Below are 14126 nucleotides of genomic sequence, written 5' to 3'. Positions count from 1 at the left end.
CAGCGAGGCCAGCACCCCGGCCGAGGCGGGCCGCAGCCGGACCAGCTCGTCCACGCAGCCGGCCGCGAGCGCGGGGAAGTGCAGCAGGACGTCCAGCCACTCGGCCCGCGGCCGGTCCGCGACCCGCCGGGCCACCGGCTCGGCCGCCGCACCGAACACCTCCGCCGCCGCGGGGACGACCGCGCCGGGCGCGGCCAAGGGGGTGAGCCGACACGTCGCGGCCTCCTCCGGCAACTCGTCCATCAGCCGCAGGACGAGCCCGACCGCACCGGGCACGCGCAGCCGCAGCGCGGCATGCGTCGCCGCCACGCGTACGTCAGGGTCCTCGGACCGCAGACGGGGCTCCAGCCACGGCGCGGGTTCACCCCCGGGCAGCGCGGCCCCCGCCCGGGCCACCCGGCACAGGCCCTCGGTGTCCACGGCCGCCGCCGCGAGCCACGGCAGGACGTCCCGCTCGCGGTCGCGCCACACCTCCGTCAGCACCCCGGCCAGCGGAAGTCCGCGGGCCACCGCCCGCAGCGCCGCGTCGGGGTCGTCCATCAGCCGGTCCAGGAGCGGCCGGTACGTGTCCGGCCACGGATGGTGGTCGTCGTCGGCAGGCGCCGCCTCGTGCGCGTCGAGCGCCGCCTCCACCAACGCGGCCGGCAGCGGCACCGGTTCGGTCCGCAGCAGGTCCGTCACCGCCGCCGTGCGCACCGGCGGCTCCGGCGCCGACAGCAGCGCGCGGTTGCGCGCGTCCCTGCCGTCCGCCGATACGTCGAGCAGGCCGAGCGCAGTGACCAGGTCGGCCCGCACCCCGGCGTCGCCCTCCTCCTCCCACCGGGCCCTCAGCAGCGGCAGCAGCGGCAGCGAGGCCTCCTGGCCGGCGGCGACGATCCACACCATCGCGCGCCGTACGGACGGGTCCTCGTCGGCCGCCAGGCCCAGCAGCGCCGGCAGCGCCGCGGCCACTGCCCGGCGCACCCGGCGGTACTCGCGCCCCGACCCGGCGGCCGCACCGTGCAGCAGCCACAGCAGCCGCAACCGGTCTCCCGGCCCGTCGAGGGCCAGCCGCGCCAGGAACGGGACGGCCGCGGCCGTGGCCGAGTAGACCGACCCTTGGTGGCAGAGCGAGGAGGCCAGCTCGTCCAGCGCCTCGTCCCGCACGCCCGCGTCCGCCGAGCCGGCCGCCCGCAGCAGGCCGGGCACGTCGTCCGCCGGCCCGTACGCGTGGCGCAGTGCGGCCCAGTCGATGTCGTCGATCCCCTCCAGCACGATCGGGACCCTACGACAGGTGGCGAGGCACCCGGACGGCGGGCCCGCACGCCACGGCCCTCCGCCTGCGCACGGAGGGCCGACCCTGCAACCCCTGTACGAGAAGCGCAGGTGGGCGGGGGCGTCAACGGGCCGTTCCAGCACGCCAATCGGCCAACCGGGCCGCAGCCGCTGTCCGCCCGGACCGGCCCGCCGGTAGCGTCCATGACCGAACCGGTAGTGCAGTACGTAGCCCTCGGGGTGTCACATGCGCAAGCCGTTGCAGCGGCTCGGAATCCCGGCTGTCTCCGTCTCCCTTCTCCTCCTCGCGGCGGCCGTCACGCCCGCCGCTCCGGCATCCACCGGGTCCCCGGACCGCGGTGCCCCGCTCTCCCAGGCCGGCCTCGACCGGATGACGGACCCTCAGAAGGCCGCCGTCCTCAATCCGCTCAGGCTGGTCGGCAGCGCCGCCCAGCAGGTCGGGCGGCAGCAGCGCCAGGACGTGTTCACGGGCGTACGCATCGCCCCCGACCACCGATCCGTCGAACTCTTCCTCACCGACGTCCACCAGAAGGACAGCTTCCTGGCCCGGGTCAAGAGCCTCGAACCGAAGGCGGACCTGCGGCTCGTGGACGTCAAGGCCGCGCCGTCGACCCGCGTCGAACTGCGCAACCACATCAAGCGCCTCAAGGAGCTCGGACCCCGGCTGCCCTTCGAGATCCAGGGCATCGGCCACTCCGTGGACGGCACGCAGATCCAGGTCATGGCGAGCGACGCGAAGCGCGCGAGGGCGTACTTCGCCTCCGACCCGGCCGCCCGGCCCGGGTACGGCGGGACGGGTACGGCGGACAAGGCGGGCAAGGGCAAGGCGGGCAAGGGCAAGGCGGCCGGCACCGGCGCAGGTGACGGGCCGGCACTTCGCTACGAGGTCCTCCAGGGCGAGCCGAAAGCCGGCTCGGCGCCGCTCCTGCACTCCCGCCAGGACGACTCCGCGCCCTTCTACGCGGGCGCCGCACTGGACAACGTCGGCAGCCCCCTGTCCCGCTGTACGTCGGGCATCCCGGCGGTCAGCACCTGGGACGGCCGCCAGTGGCTGGTCACGGCCGGCCACTGCTACGCGGAGGGCAGCGCCGTCCACACCAACGGCGGCCGGTACATCGGCAACGTCTGGCGCGTCCTGCCCCAGGTGGACGCCGCGTTCATCGAGGCGCCGACGTACCGCCGCACCTGGGACGGCCTCGACACGGCCGGCTACTCGCGCTACCTGAACGGCGTGCGCAGCAACGTGGTGAACGACGAGGTCTGCCAGCTCGGCTACAACTCCCGCGTCGTGTGCGGCATCCGCGTGACCAACGTGGAGTACGACCACGGCGGCGTGCTCACCACCGTCGGGGTGCAGAAGGACGGCCTCACGGCGGCCCGGGGAGGTGACAGCGGCGGACCGGTCGTGACGGTCAACCACCCGGACTCGCGCGAACTCAACGGCATCGTCCGCGGCGGCTGGACGGGCTATCCGGCGTGGGTGGTGTGGGTGGACGTCTGGGACATCTTCAACGCCTTCGCGATCAAGCTCAATCCGTCCTGAGGGCGGCCGGCCGTCAGCGGGCGACCGGCAGCGGCGGACGGGTGAGGCGCCAGACCTGGACCTCACCCGTCTCGCCCGGAGCGAGGCGTTCGGCCGGGCGGCGGGCGTGCTCGGTGAAGCCGAGGCGGGCCGGGACGGCGGCGCTGGCCAGGTTCGCCCGGTCGTGGACGATCTCGACGTACGCGGTGCCGGGAAGCCGGAAGGCCTGCTCGGCCAGGGCGCGGGCGGCCCGGGTGGCGACGCCGCGGCCGGTGGCCGCGGGGTGCAGCCAGTAGCCGATCTCCCAGGCGCCGTCCGAGGTGTCGTCGAACCGGACGAGCGCGCCGAGGCCGACCACGGCCCCGTCCAGCACGACCGCGTACGTGAACTCCGCCCCGTCCTCCCAGCGCTGCCACCGGCTCGTGAGGAACTCGGCGGTCCTGGCCAGGCTGTGCTCGGCGACCCACGGCATCCACGGCCGCAGGTGCTCCAGCGATTCCTCGATGACCCGGAAGAACTCCGGAAGGTCGGCCTCGCCCTCGAAGCGGCGCAGGGCCAGGTCGTCGTCGAGCTCGATCAGCTGCGGTGGAAAGTCCATGCCGCGAGGATCGTACGCCCCCCGCCCTCGCGGCAAGGTGATTCGGGAACGCACCAGCTGTACCGGAAAATCGGGTGCGGGCGGGCACGGGGGTGCGGTCGGATGGGGGCACCGGACCCGTTCCGCTCCCGCTACCCCTCCCTCCTAAGGACCCTTGCGCCCGTGCAGGCAGCCGTCACCGTCACCCCCGCCCGTATCCCCGAGCTCCTCCTCGGCCTCGCCACCGTGCGGCCCGTGTTCCTCTGGGGCGCGCCCGGCATCGGGAAGTCCTCGCTGGTGCGGAAGTTCGCCGACTCCCTGGGCCTGGAGTGCGTCAGCCTGCTCGGCACCCAGCTGGCGCCCGAGGACCTGATGGGTGTCCCGCAGATCCGTGACGGCCGCAGCGTGTTCTGCCCGCCCGAGGCCATCGCCCGCGATGAGCCGTACTGCCTCTTCCTCGACGAGCTCAACGCGGCCACCCCGGACGTCCAGAAGGCGTTCTACTCGCTGATCCTGGACCGCCGGATCGGCACCTACGAGCTGCCCGAGGGCTCCATCGTCATCGGCGCCGGCAACCGCGCCACCGACAACGCCCTCGCCCGCCCCCTCGCCTCCGCCCTCGTCAACCGCCTCACCCACGTCCACCTGGAGGTGTCCGCCCGGGACTGGCTGGTCTGGGCGGGGGAGCACGGCATCCACCCCTGGGTGACCGACTACCTGACCGACCGGCCCGACCACCTCTGGTCCAAGCCGCCCAAGACGGAGGAGCCGTTCTCCACCCCGCGCTCCTGGCACATGCTCTCCGACGCCCTGCACTCCTTCGGCCCCACGCTGGACGAGGACACGCTGAAGGTGATCGCGCACGGCACCCTCACGCCCGCGCACGCCGTGTCCTTCTGCGGCTACGCCAAGATCGTGCGCCACACCTTCGGCCTCGACGCGATCCTCAAGGGAGACGCCTCCTGGCCCGCCCGGCCCGCGGACCGCGACCTGCTGTACTACCTCGCCGAGGCGTTCCGGGGCCGGCTGATCAAGGAGCTGCCCGCCCGCAAGGAACACGTCTCGCCCGCCCTCCGGCAGACCGCCCACCGGGCCAAGTCCCTGCTGGTGCAGCTCGCCGAGATCTCCGTCGAGGTCGCCCAGACCGTCATCGCCGACGACGCCGACGGGCAGCCGGTGCTGCCCGCCTGGTTCCTGGTGGAGGCGGCACGCGACATGCCCCGCCTCGTCGAGGCCCGCCGTTGAGCACGCCCACACCCCACGGCAAGCCCCGTACGAAGCGCACGAACAACGCCAAGCGGAGGAAGGGCGACGCCCCGGCCGCCGACCCCGCCTCCGAGGCCTACCTGGAGGGCCGGGCCAAGGTCCTCCACCACCCCGCCTTCGCCGCGCTGGACGCCGACTTCTGCCGCAACCAGGGCTGCCGGCTCTGCCCGCGCACCGGCCTGGTCCGCATCGACTCCAACGGGGTCCTGCACGCCCACCCCACCCGCCGCGCCGACCCCGGAGCCTGGGCCTGGGCCATCGCCCACGGCCTCCTCCACCTCGGCTTCGGCCACGTACCCGCCGACAAGGCCGACGAGCGCGCCCAGCCGGACCGCTTCGACCTCGCCGCCCGCTGCGTGGTCGTGAGCCGCTTCCTGCGCACCAGCCCGGTCGGCACCGCCCCCGACACCCTCCCCGCCGACCTCCCCGGCGGGGACGAGGAGCAGCTCGCGGCCCGCTGGCGCCGCGACGGGCTGCCCGCCGCCTACGAGGGCTGCGGCACCGCCGGCGAGGAGCCCGACCAGTACCTGCGCCCCTGGCGGCACTGGAGCGACCCCGCCCCCGACTGGCAGACCGCCTTCGCCGCCGCCCTCACCCGCAGCGTCTCCGCCGCCATGGACACCGCCGGCGGGCGCGACGCCGCGACCCCGCGCAAGCCGTGGGACCTGGCCCTGAACTGGTTCGTCTCCGCCTACCCGCTGCTCGGCGGCATCGCCGCCGGCCTGACCGTGGTCGCCGACGCCGAACTCGCCCGCGCCCGGGACATCTCCATCGCCGCCGTGTCCGCCCGGGCCGGCGAGATCTACATCAACCCGCTGCGCACCTTCACCGACGACCAGTGGCGGTTCGTCCTCGCCCACGAGATGCTGCACGCCGCCCTGCGGCACGGCGAGCGCTGCGGCGCCCGCGACCCCTACCTGCACAACGTGGCCGCCGACTACGTCGTCAACGGCTGGCTGGTGGAGATGGGCATCGGCGAGATGCCCGACGGACTGCTGTACGACCCCGCGCTCACCGGCCTGTCGGTGGAGGAGGTCTACGACCGGATCGCGACCGACCTGCGCCGCCGCCGACGCCTGGCCACCCTCTGCGGCAAGGGCCGCGGCGACATCCTCGGCGAGCCGCTCGTCCACCCGCACAGCCGCCCGTACACCGATCTGGACGAGTTCTACCGCCGCGGCCTGGTCCAGGGCTTCGACCTGCACCGGACCGGGGAGCGGGGGCTGTTGCCGGCCGGGCTGGTCGAGGAGATCCGGGCCCTGGCCCATCCGCCGGTGCCCTGGGACGCCAAGCTCGCCCGCTGGTTCGACGAGTACGTGCCGCGGCCGGTGGCCGTACGCAGCTACGCCCGCGCCTCGCGCCGGCAGGCCGCCACCCCGGACATCCCGCGGGCCGGGCGGTGGTTCCCGCCGGAGGAGGTGGCCCGCTGCACCTTCGGGGTGGTGCTGGACACCTCCGGTTCCATGGACCGGGCCCTGCTCGGCAAGGCGCTCGGGGCCATCGCCTCGTACGCGCAGGCCCGCGACGTACCCGCGGCCCGCGTGGTGTTCTGCGACGCCGCGCCGTACGACGCGGGCTACCTGCCGCCCGAGGAGATCGCCGGGCGGGTCCGCGTCCGGGGCCGCGGCGGGACCGTGCTCCAGCCCGGCATCGACGTACTCCACCGGGCGGAGGACTTCCCCGCGCACGCGCCGGTCCTGATCGTCACCGACGGCTGGTGCGACACCCTGCGCGTCCGCCGCGAACACGCCTTCCTGGTCCCGCAGGGCGCCGTCCTGCCGTTCACGCCCTGCGGCCCGGTCTTCCGCATGGAGTGACCGGCCGGTGCGGGTGGGCCGTGTTGTACCCGCCCGTCGGCCGCAGCCATGCCCTAATCTCGGCCTCGCAAGGCTGGACGCACGACCTTCAGGGAGCAGGCCGGATGGCTGCGGCACCGCAGAAGATCACCACGTTCCTGATGTTCGAGGGCAAGGCGGAGGAGGCGATGACCTTCTACCTCACGCTCTTCGACGACGCCGAGGTCATCGACATCACCCGGTACGGCCCCGAAGGCCCGGGCGCCGAGGACACCGTGCAGCACGCCACGTTCTCGCTGGCCGGCCAGCGCTTCATGTGCATCGACAGCTACGTCCAGCACGCGTTCGGCTTCACCCCCGCGCTCTCGCTGTTCGTGCAGTGCGACAGCGAGGCCGAGCTCATGCGCCTCTACGAGGCCCTCGGCGAGCAGGGACAGGAGCTCATGCCCGTGGGCGACTACGGCTTCAGCCCCAAGTTCGCCTGGGTCAACGACCGCTTCGGCGTCTCCTGGCAGCTGAACCTGCCCGCCGCCCCGGCCGGCCCGGTCAGTGGACCACGCTGAAGCTGCGCCACGGCAGCGTGCCCGGCGCGGTGACGTTGGAGGTCTCGGTGGGGACGTAGATCCCCTGGGCCTCGGCGGACTTCTGGCAGTTCGGCGTCCGGTACATCACCACGTCGACGATCGTGTTGTTCTCCACGTGCGCGGCACCGTGCGGAAGCCTGATCCTGTGGCAGCCCTCGACGGGAGTGTTCGAGTACGTGAGCACGATCGGGGAGTCGTGGCCGCGGAAGCTGAGCTCGCCCACGGTGGTCTTGCCGGCCGAGCACGCGGTGGCCGTGAGCAGCAGCGCCGCCCCGGTGACGACACTGAGGCATCGGTGGTGGGACATGGCTCGGGTCCTCGTCTGTGCGGTGGTGGCATCCCTCCACCGCAGCCTGACCCCTCCGCCCCCGTGCGGCATCCGGTGTGCGGCCGGGCGGATGACGGCCGACAGCGCGATCCCGCCGCCGGCCGTCCCGTGCCGGTCCGCCACGAGCCGCTACGAGCCGCGACGACGGCCTACCGGGCCGCGCAGACGGCCGGCACCGCGGCGTCCCAGGGAGCGATCCGCATCCGCTCCCCGTCGTACTCCACGGTCTCGCCCGGCAGGACGAGCAGACCGTCCTCGCCCTCCGCCCCCGTACCGCCGGACCGGCGGATCTGCACCGCCGGGCCCAGTGCGCCCGCCATGAACACGGTCGGGTCCACCTCCCACCCGTGCCGGGCCAGCCAGCTCTCCAGCTGCCAGCTGTCCGCCGTCGTCGCCCCGCGCGGCCATGCGTACGTGCTCGCCATGCCTACCCCCTGTAGCTGGTGCGATCACCGCGCCAGATACTGCCACCCACCTCCGACAGCGGCCCCGGAATTTCGGTGCAGCGACTCGGGCGGGGATGCCCGCGGCCCTGAACTCCCTCGGGGGAAGCCGGACACGGCCTTCGGTTCGAAGACGGGTCGCACGGCGGCCCTCGAAATCACCGGAGCGCAGTGTGTGCGACACCACTCACCGGCTCCGCGGCCCGTCCCGGTCCGGCCCGGTCCCGGGTCCCCCGGCCCGCACGGGGGCCGTACCGGGGCGGTGTCGTAGGGTCCGGCCGTATGCATACGGTTGCGGTACTCGCACTCGACGGTGTGTCGGCCTTCGACCTGACCATCCCCTGCCAGGTGTTCACGCTCGCGACGCATCCCGACGGAACCCCCGCCTACGAGGTCCGGGTCTGCGCCGAGCGCGCCGTCACGGCCACCGCGGGGCCCGCCGAGCCGTTCCGGCTCTCGTCCCCGTACCGGTGGGACGACGCACGGCACGCGGACACGGTCGTCGTTCCAGGCGTCCCCGCCGAACGGGAGCCGCCCGCGCGCATCGTCCGGCTGCTCAAGGAGGCCGCGGCCGCGGGCGCGCGGGTGGCCTCGATCTGCACGGGGGCCTTCGTCCTCGCCCACGCCGGCCTGCTCGACGGCCGGCGGGCGACGACGCACTGGCGCTTCGCCGACGCGCTGGCCGCCCGGTTCCCCGGCACCCGGGTCGACCCGTCGGTGCTCTTCGTCGACGACGACCGGGTCCTGACCTCCGCGGGGATCGCCGCGGGCCTCGACCTGTGCCTGCACATGGTGCGCAGGGACCACGGCGCGGCGGTGGCGGCGCAGGTCGCCCGCATGATGGTCATGGCTCCCCAACGCGCCGGTGGGCAGGCGCAGTTCATCGAGTACCGCGCCCCGGAGAGCGACTCCGCCGACCTCGGCGGGACGATGCAGTGGATGCGGGACAAGCTCGCGGAGCCGCTCACGGTCGCCGACATCGCCGCCCACGCGATGATGAGCAGGCGAAGCCTGTCCCGGCACTTCCTCGCGCAGACCGGCACCACTCCGCTGCGCTGGCTGCTCGCGCACCGCCTCCAGCGCGCCCGGGAACTCCTGGAGGGCAGCGACCTGCCGGTGGCACGCGTGGCACAGTCGACCGGCTTCGGCTCGGTCGAGGCCTTCCGGCACCACTTCACCCGGCACATCGGCACGACCCCGTCCGCGTACCGGGCGGCGTTCCGCATGTAGTTCGCGGACCTGCCCTGGCCGTATCTTGCGCACCATGGGCACGCGCGCCGGTGTCGTCGGCCCGCCCGCGCCGGAAGACTGGACCGCGTCATCCCCTCCCCCTCCGCGACCTGCGGAACGACCGTGCGGGGAGGGGCGGTTCACCTCTCTTCACGGAGGATCGCATGCCCATGGACAGGCGGAACCTGCTGCGTACCGGCGTCGCCGCGGCGGCCGGCGCGGGCCTCGTAGGCGCGTCCGCGACGACCGCGTCCGCAACGACCGCGTCCGCGAACACCGCAGCGGCCACAGCCACCGCGCCCGCGGCCCCGCGCCCGCCGCGTCAGCCCCTGCGCGTCCACACCGTGCTCTACGACGGCGTGGAGGAGCAGGACTTCGCCGGCCACATCGAGGTCTTCGGGACCGCCGGAACGGACCGCATCACGCAGTCCTTCGTCACGGCCGACGGACCCCGCTCGGTGAAGACGTCCGCGGGGATGGAGCTCGTCTGCCGCACCCCCTGGGCACCCCACACCGCCGATCTGATCCTGGTGCCGGGCGCCGGCTACGGGGAGGGTTCCGGCCTCGATCGGGAGATACGGCGCGGGGTCCTGCCCCGGGCCCTGGCGGCGGCCCGGCGGCGCGGGCTGGTGCTGGGAGCGGTGTGCAGCGGCACCATGCTGCTCTCCGCCGCCGGAATCACCGCCGGCCGCCCGTGCACCACGCACCACATAGCCATCGAGGACCTCAAGGCCCAGGGCGGACGGGTCGTCAGCGGCCGGGTCGTCGACGACGGCGACCTGGTGACGTGCGGGGGAGTGACGTCGGGCATCGACCTCGGACTGTGGCTGCTCGAACGGTTCTTCGGCCCCGAGACGGCCCTGTTCGCCGAGCAGGTCCTGGAGTACGAGCGCCGCGGAACCGTCTGGCGCGCGTAGCGCCGACGCCGCGTCCGGGGGCGTCAGCAGGGCGGCCGGTGGCCGCTCCGGTGGGGTGCCGGGCGGCCCGAGGTGAGGATCGCCGCCTCCGGGCGCGGTACCGGGGTGCCGTCGGCGTGGAGCAGCGGCGGCGGCACCACGACCGTGCCCACGTCGGCGGCGGCCAGGCCGGCGTTGCGTACCGTGACCCGGTCGCGCGGCTGCGGCCCGAGCACCTGGCTCTCGCGGACGAACGCCACGAAGCTCTCGAAGTCCCGCTGGTGCCGGTACGGCTCCTCGAAGCCCTCCAGCGCCGGGTACCCGTCATGGGCGAGCAGGGTGTACGACAGGGCCGCCAGCCGGTAGCGGCGGGCGGGGTCCAGCGCCACGCCGTCCACGAAGACGTCCGCCGGCGCCACCCGGTCCCCGACGGGCCGCAGGGCGTCGAAGGAGTAGCGGACGTTCGCGGAGACGGCCAGCGGCGCGAAGCGCACGGTGCCGTCCGCCTCCCGCGTCCACTGCTGCTCCAGCGCGTCGTGGAGCTGCTGCCCCGTCACCCACGCGCTGACCACCGGGTCGCCGAATCCGACCGCCCGCCAGGCGCTCCCGAAGGTGACGGCGCCGTCCGCGGCTGCGTCCAGCGGCAGATCGCCCGCCACGACCGTCTGCCCCACCCGGGGCGCGACGGCGACCAGGGCCAGCTGGGCGGGCACGTTGGGGTGGACGTTGGCGTCGTTCTCCGGATCGGTGGGCCGCCGGCCCGCCCACAGCGCCCAGTCGGCGACCAGGTCGCCCATGGTGCTCTCGCCGGCCGTGTTCCGCGTCCGCAGGAACGAGCCGGTCTGCCGCCCGATCCTGGACCGGTCGCGGTCGGCGGCCTGCCCCGCCCAGTAGTCCACGACCGCCTTCAGCTCCGGGTGCGCGGCGACGTCACGGGTGTTGGGGTGGTTGGTGGAGACGGTCAGCTCCCGCACCACCGCCCCGGTGACGGGATCCAGCCGCAGGCTGATCTCATTGACGACCTGCCCGTAGCAGCCGGCCTCGACGAACGGGCGCGGGACCCCGAGCGGGTCGGGGAGCATCATCGTGAACCGCCGGTGCCAGTGCCCCGTGACGATCGCGTCGATGTCCGGCGAGACCCGCAGCGCGAGGTCGAGGGCGGGGCCCGAGGGATCGCTGCCGCTGTTGAAGTCCGTGCCGGCGACCGCGCCGTCGTGCATGCTCAGCACGATGGCGTTCACCCCCTGCGCCTTGAGCTGCGCCGCGCAGGCGTCGGCGGTGGCGATCTCGTCGAGGGTGGCCAGGCCCGGCTGGAAGGAGCCGGGGAACCTCTCCGTGCCCACGGCGGTGAGGTGGATGAAGCCGATCGGCAGCCGCCGGCCGTCCGCCGCGGTCACCCACTCGACGTGGTACGGCGGCAGGACCGTCCGCCGGTCGCTCGTGCGCACCAGGTTGGCGCTGTAGTAGCGGAAGTCGGCGCCGTGGAACGCCCGCCCGGAGGAGTCGGTGAACGAGGTGTCCCGGCCCGCGACCGGGAAGGGGATGCCCTGCTCCATGTGCCGCTGCACCATGGCGGGCGACTTGTCGAACTCGTGGTTGCCGGCCGTGGCGAAGTCCAGGCCCATCCGGCCCAGTGCCTCGACGGTCGGTTCGTCGGCGAAGGCCGCCGCGTCGAACTCCCAGCCGGCGAAGGCGTCCCCCGGCGTGAAGAACAGCGAGTTGCGCCGCCCTGCGCGCAGCCGTTCCAGGTGCGTGGCCAGGTACGCGACGCCCCCGACCGTGTAGCGCTGCCCGCCGTTGCCGGTGATGACGGAGTTCCCGCCGGGCGCGCCCTGGAGGTATCCGTGCAGATCGGCGATGCTGAGCAGCTGTACGTCGACGTATTCGTCGGCCCCGGCGGCGTCCCGGGCGGCATCGGTGGCGTAGGCGGGGACACCGGTGGCGAACAGGGCCGCCGCCCCGACACCGGTGAGGAACGTGCGCCGCCCCCACACCCTCGAACTCCGGTCCTCCGGCACGGTATTGGCGCGCGTCGTCACACCCGGCATGCTCCCGCGCACCACCCTCCGTGTCACGTCGGCGCGCTGGTCACGGCGGCGGGCCGGGACTCCGTTCGGCCGAGTGCCGCGTAACACCCCCGGCCGGACCTCGTTGAGGCCGGCGGAGATCATTGCTCGCCGCATTACGGAGGAGAAAGCCATGATGTGTCTGCGCCGTCCGGCCGCCGCTGCCCTCGGCGGCCTCACGCTCGTCGTCGCGCTCGCCGGCGCGGCCGCCGCCGCGACCGGGGAGTTCCACTGGACGGGCCCGTCCGGCAAGCCGTACTACGCCAAGGACCTGCCCGACGGCCGGTGCTTCGACATGGAGCAGGAGGCGCGCGGCGCCCGCAACGCGAGCAACACCGCCGTGGTCGTCTACGCGCAGAAGAAGTGCAAGGGAACGGCGACGACGCTCGCACCCGGCAAGGCGGCACCGGCCCGTGCCCCCTTCGCGAGCTTCCGCTTCTCCCCGAAGTAGGTTCCCTGCCCCACCAGCGGCGTCACGGTCGGCGACCGCCATACTGGGGGCATGCAACACATCGGGGGATACGTCGTCGAGCGCAAGCTCGGCGAGGGAGGCATGGGCACCGTCTACCTGGCGCGGTCGCGCGGAGGACGGGCGGTCGCGGTCAAGGTGGCCCGGCCCGAACTGGCCGGCGACCCCGCCTTCCGGGAGCGCTTCCGGGCCGAGGTCGCCGCGGCCCGCCGGGTCGGCGGCTTCCACACCGCGCCGGTCGTGGACGCCGACCCCGACGGCGACCCGCCGTGGCTGGCGACGGCGTTCGTGCCCGGCCCGACCCTGGCCGGCCGGCTCGCCGCCGACGGTCCCATGGACGAGGCGGAACTGCGCACGCTGGCCGCCGCGCTCGCCGAGGCCCTGGAGGCCATCCACGCCTGCGGGCTGGTGCACCGCGACCTCAAGCCCGGCAACATCGTGATGGCCGAGGACGGGCCGCGCGTCCTCGACTTCGGCATCGCGCGCGCCGTGGAGTCCACCCGGATGACCGCCACCGGCACCGCCTTCGGCACGCCGGGCTACCTCGCCCCCGAACAGGCCCTGGGCGACGACGTCACGGGCGCCGCGGACGTGTTCGCGCTCGGCGCGGTCCTGGTCGCCGCCGCCGGCGGCAGCGCCTGGGGCGAGGGGACGCCCATGGGCCTGATGTACCGCTCCGTACACGAACCGCCCCGTCTGGCCGTCGTGCCGGAGACGTTGCGCCCGCTCGTCGAGGCCTGCCTGGCGAAGGCTCCGGCGGACCGCCCGACCCCCTCCGCGCTGCTGGACCTGCTCACCAACGCCGACGCCGACGCCGGCCCCGGCGCAGCGCCGACCGCCCGGATTCCCGGGGACTGGAGGCCGACGGTCCCGATGGCCGCGCCGCCGGTGGAGCCGCACACGCCTGCGCAGGCACCTGCGCCCACGCCCTCGCACCACACGCCCTCGCACACGCCCGCGTACGCATCCCCGCAGACGCCCCCGTCCGCGGTGCCGGTCGTGGCGCAGGTGCCCCCGCCCCCGCCGCAGCAGGCCACGCCGCCGCCCGCGCAGGCCGTTCCGCCGATGCCCGCGATGGCACCGGCCTTTCCGGCCGGCGGAGCGCCCGCCGGGGGGATCGGGCCCGCCGGGGCCGCCGCACTGGAGGTCGTGATCGCCGACCGCCGCAGCAGCGTGATCGCCGACGGCACCGGCGTCGTCCTCGAAGTCGAGGGCGTAGAGGCGGACTTCCCGTGGGACGAGGTCGCCGGCATCACCTACGTCCCCTCCCAGCGCGGCCACCACCTCGTCGTGACGGTCACGCTGCGGGACGGCAACGCGTACACGTGCCAGGTCAACGCCCGGCGCGCCGCCCGCCTCCAGGAGTGGCTGCCCCAGCTGCACCGCATCGTCTCCTGGTACCTCGCGCCCCGACTGGGCGTCGCCCCGGGGCCGTACGGCATCAGCGCGGGACCGTACGTGCCGGGTATGCCCGGCCTGCCGGGCCCGTACGGCGGCTTCGGCGGTCCGCACGGCTTCGCCGGCGGCCCGGGGGGGCCGCGGGACTGCGGGCCTGTGTACTTATTCACACCGACGCCGGCGCGCCGGCCTAGCGCGTATATGCCGGGGAGCGCCGCATGAATGCACTAGATAAAAACCGGTTAGTAGTACGGTCTGCTCACGGTCTACCGCTCG

12 protein-coding genes and 1 pseudogene are annotated in these 14126 nt (G+C 74.3%); 8 read left to right on the top strand and 5 right to left on the bottom strand.

Features of this window, described 5'->3' with window-relative positions; translation table 11 throughout:
• Positions 1-1254, bottom strand: a pseudogene (locus GPJ59_RS23650) (hypothetical protein); the annotation flags it as partial.
• Between the two features lie 247 nt (positions 1255-1501).
• On the opposite strand from GPJ59_RS23650, the gene GPJ59_RS23645 reads away from it, so the two are divergent.
• Positions 1502-2818, top strand: a complete 1317-nt coding sequence (locus GPJ59_RS23645) for a S1 family peptidase (RefSeq protein WP_219669546.1) — start codon at positions 1502-1504, stop codon at positions 2816-2818.
• Between the two features lie 13 nt (positions 2819-2831).
• Here GPJ59_RS23645 and GPJ59_RS23640 read toward each other — a convergent pair whose 3' ends face one another.
• Positions 2832-3395 (bottom strand): GNAT family N-acetyltransferase, encoded by a 564-nt coding sequence (locus tag GPJ59_RS23640; protein ID WP_219669545.1) that lies wholly within the window; start codon positions 3393-3395, stop codon positions 2832-2834.
• A 162-nt stretch (positions 3396-3557) separates the two neighbouring features.
• On the opposite strand from GPJ59_RS23640, the gene GPJ59_RS23635 reads away from it, so the two are divergent.
• The 3 genes from GPJ59_RS23635 to GPJ59_RS23625 all read left to right on the top strand — a co-directional run bounded on the left by GPJ59_RS23635 (position 3558) and on the right by GPJ59_RS23625 (position 6999).
• On the top strand, positions 3558-4619 hold the full coding sequence (locus GPJ59_RS23635; RefSeq protein ID WP_219669544.1) for an ATP-binding protein: 1062 nt from the start codon (positions 3558-3560) through the stop codon (positions 4617-4619).
• Positions 4620-4720: 101 nt separating this feature from the next.
• Positions 4721-6457, top strand: coding sequence for a vWA domain-containing protein (locus tag GPJ59_RS23630; RefSeq protein ID WP_258024814.1), 1737 nt, complete (start codon positions 4721-4723; stop codon positions 6455-6457).
• A 104-nt stretch (positions 6458-6561) separates the two neighbouring features.
• The gene (locus GPJ59_RS23625) at positions 6562-6999 is read left to right on the top strand and encodes a VOC family protein (RefSeq protein WP_219669542.1); all 438 of its coding nucleotides are present in this window, start codon (positions 6562-6564) and stop codon (positions 6997-6999) included.
• Here GPJ59_RS23625 and GPJ59_RS23620 read toward each other — a convergent pair.
• Both GPJ59_RS23620 and GPJ59_RS23615 read right to left on the bottom strand, forming a co-directional pair.
• The gene (locus tag GPJ59_RS23620; RefSeq protein WP_219669541.1) at positions 6983-7327 is read right to left on the bottom strand and encodes a hypothetical protein; all 345 of its coding nucleotides are present in this window, start codon (positions 7325-7327) and stop codon (positions 6983-6985) included. The genes GPJ59_RS23625 and GPJ59_RS23620 overlap by 17 nt on opposite strands.
• A 170-nt stretch (positions 7328-7497) precedes the next feature.
• Positions 7498-7773 (bottom strand): hypothetical protein, encoded by a 276-nt coding sequence (locus tag GPJ59_RS23615; protein ID WP_219669540.1) that lies wholly within the window; start codon positions 7771-7773, stop codon positions 7498-7500.
• Positions 7774-8073: 300 nt separating this feature from the next.
• On the opposite strand from GPJ59_RS23615, the gene GPJ59_RS23610 reads away from it, so the two are divergent.
• A complete protein-coding gene (locus tag GPJ59_RS23610; RefSeq protein WP_219669539.1) occupies positions 8074-9021 on the top strand; it encodes a GlxA family transcriptional regulator in 948 nt (315 codons plus the stop codon).
• A 170-nt stretch (positions 9022-9191) separates the two neighbouring features.
• On the top strand, positions 9192-9938 hold the full coding sequence (locus GPJ59_RS23605; RefSeq protein WP_219669538.1) for a DJ-1/PfpI family protein: 747 nt from the start codon (positions 9192-9194) through the stop codon (positions 9936-9938).
• Between the two features lie 23 nt (positions 9939-9961).
• Here GPJ59_RS23605 and GPJ59_RS23600 read toward each other — a convergent pair whose 3' ends face one another.
• Positions 9962-11956: a bifunctional metallophosphatase/5'-nucleotidase gene (locus GPJ59_RS23600; RefSeq protein WP_308120438.1), complete on the bottom strand. Its 1995-nt coding sequence runs from the start codon at positions 11954-11956 to the stop codon at positions 9962-9964.
• 160 nt (positions 11957-12116) lie between these two features.
• Here GPJ59_RS23600 and GPJ59_RS23595 point away from each other — a divergent pair, with 160 nt between their 5' ends.
• Entirely contained in the window at positions 12117-12434 is a 318-nt protein-coding gene (locus GPJ59_RS23595) for a hypothetical protein (protein WP_219669536.1), read from the top strand.
• Positions 12435-12485: 51 nt separating this feature from the next.
• Entirely contained in the window at positions 12486-14072 is a 1587-nt protein-coding gene (locus GPJ59_RS23590; RefSeq protein ID WP_308120436.1) for a serine/threonine-protein kinase, read from the top strand.
• Positions 14073-14126 lie beyond the last annotated feature (54 nt).

The sequence above is a fragment of the Streptomyces bambusae genome, from assembly GCF_019400985.1.
In the GTDB taxonomy this organism is placed as follows: Bacteria; Actinomycetota; Actinomycetes; order Streptomycetales; family Streptomycetaceae; genus Streptomyces; species Streptomyces bambusae_A.
The sequence above is the reverse complement of the archived record's forward strand: the minus strand, read 5'-3'. Positions and strand labels throughout refer to the sequence as shown.

Excerpts from the sequence above, each read along its gene's own strand:
- GPJ59_RS23645 (WP_219669546.1), top strand. The coding sequence starts at position 1,502 with ATGCGCAAGCCGTTGCAGCGGCTCGGAATCCCGGCTGTCTCCGTCTCC.
- GPJ59_RS23640 (WP_219669545.1), bottom strand. The coding sequence starts at position 3,395 with ATGGACTTTCCACCGCAGCTGATCGAGCTCGACGACGACCTGGCCCTG.
- GPJ59_RS23625 (WP_219669542.1), top strand. The coding sequence starts at position 6,562 with ATGGCTGCGGCACCGCAGAAGATCACCACGTTCCTGATGTTCGAGGGC.
- GPJ59_RS23620 (WP_219669541.1), bottom strand. The coding sequence starts at position 7,327 with ATGTCCCACCACCGATGCCTCAGTGTCGTCACCGGGGCGGCGCTGCTG.
- GPJ59_RS23615 (WP_219669540.1), bottom strand. The coding sequence starts at position 7,773 with ATGGCGAGCACGTACGCATGGCCGCGCGGGGCGACGACGGCGGACAGC.
- GPJ59_RS23610 (WP_219669539.1), top strand. The coding sequence starts at position 8,074 with ATGCATACGGTTGCGGTACTCGCACTCGACGGTGTGTCGGCCTTCGAC.
- GPJ59_RS23605 (WP_219669538.1), top strand. The coding sequence starts at position 9,192 with ATGGACAGGCGGAACCTGCTGCGTACCGGCGTCGCCGCGGCGGCCGGC.
- GPJ59_RS23595 (WP_219669536.1), top strand. The coding sequence starts at position 12,117 with ATGATGTGTCTGCGCCGTCCGGCCGCCGCTGCCCTCGGCGGCCTCACG.
- GPJ59_RS23590 (WP_308120436.1), top strand. The coding sequence starts at position 12,486 with ATGCAACACATCGGGGGATACGTCGTCGAGCGCAAGCTCGGCGAGGGA.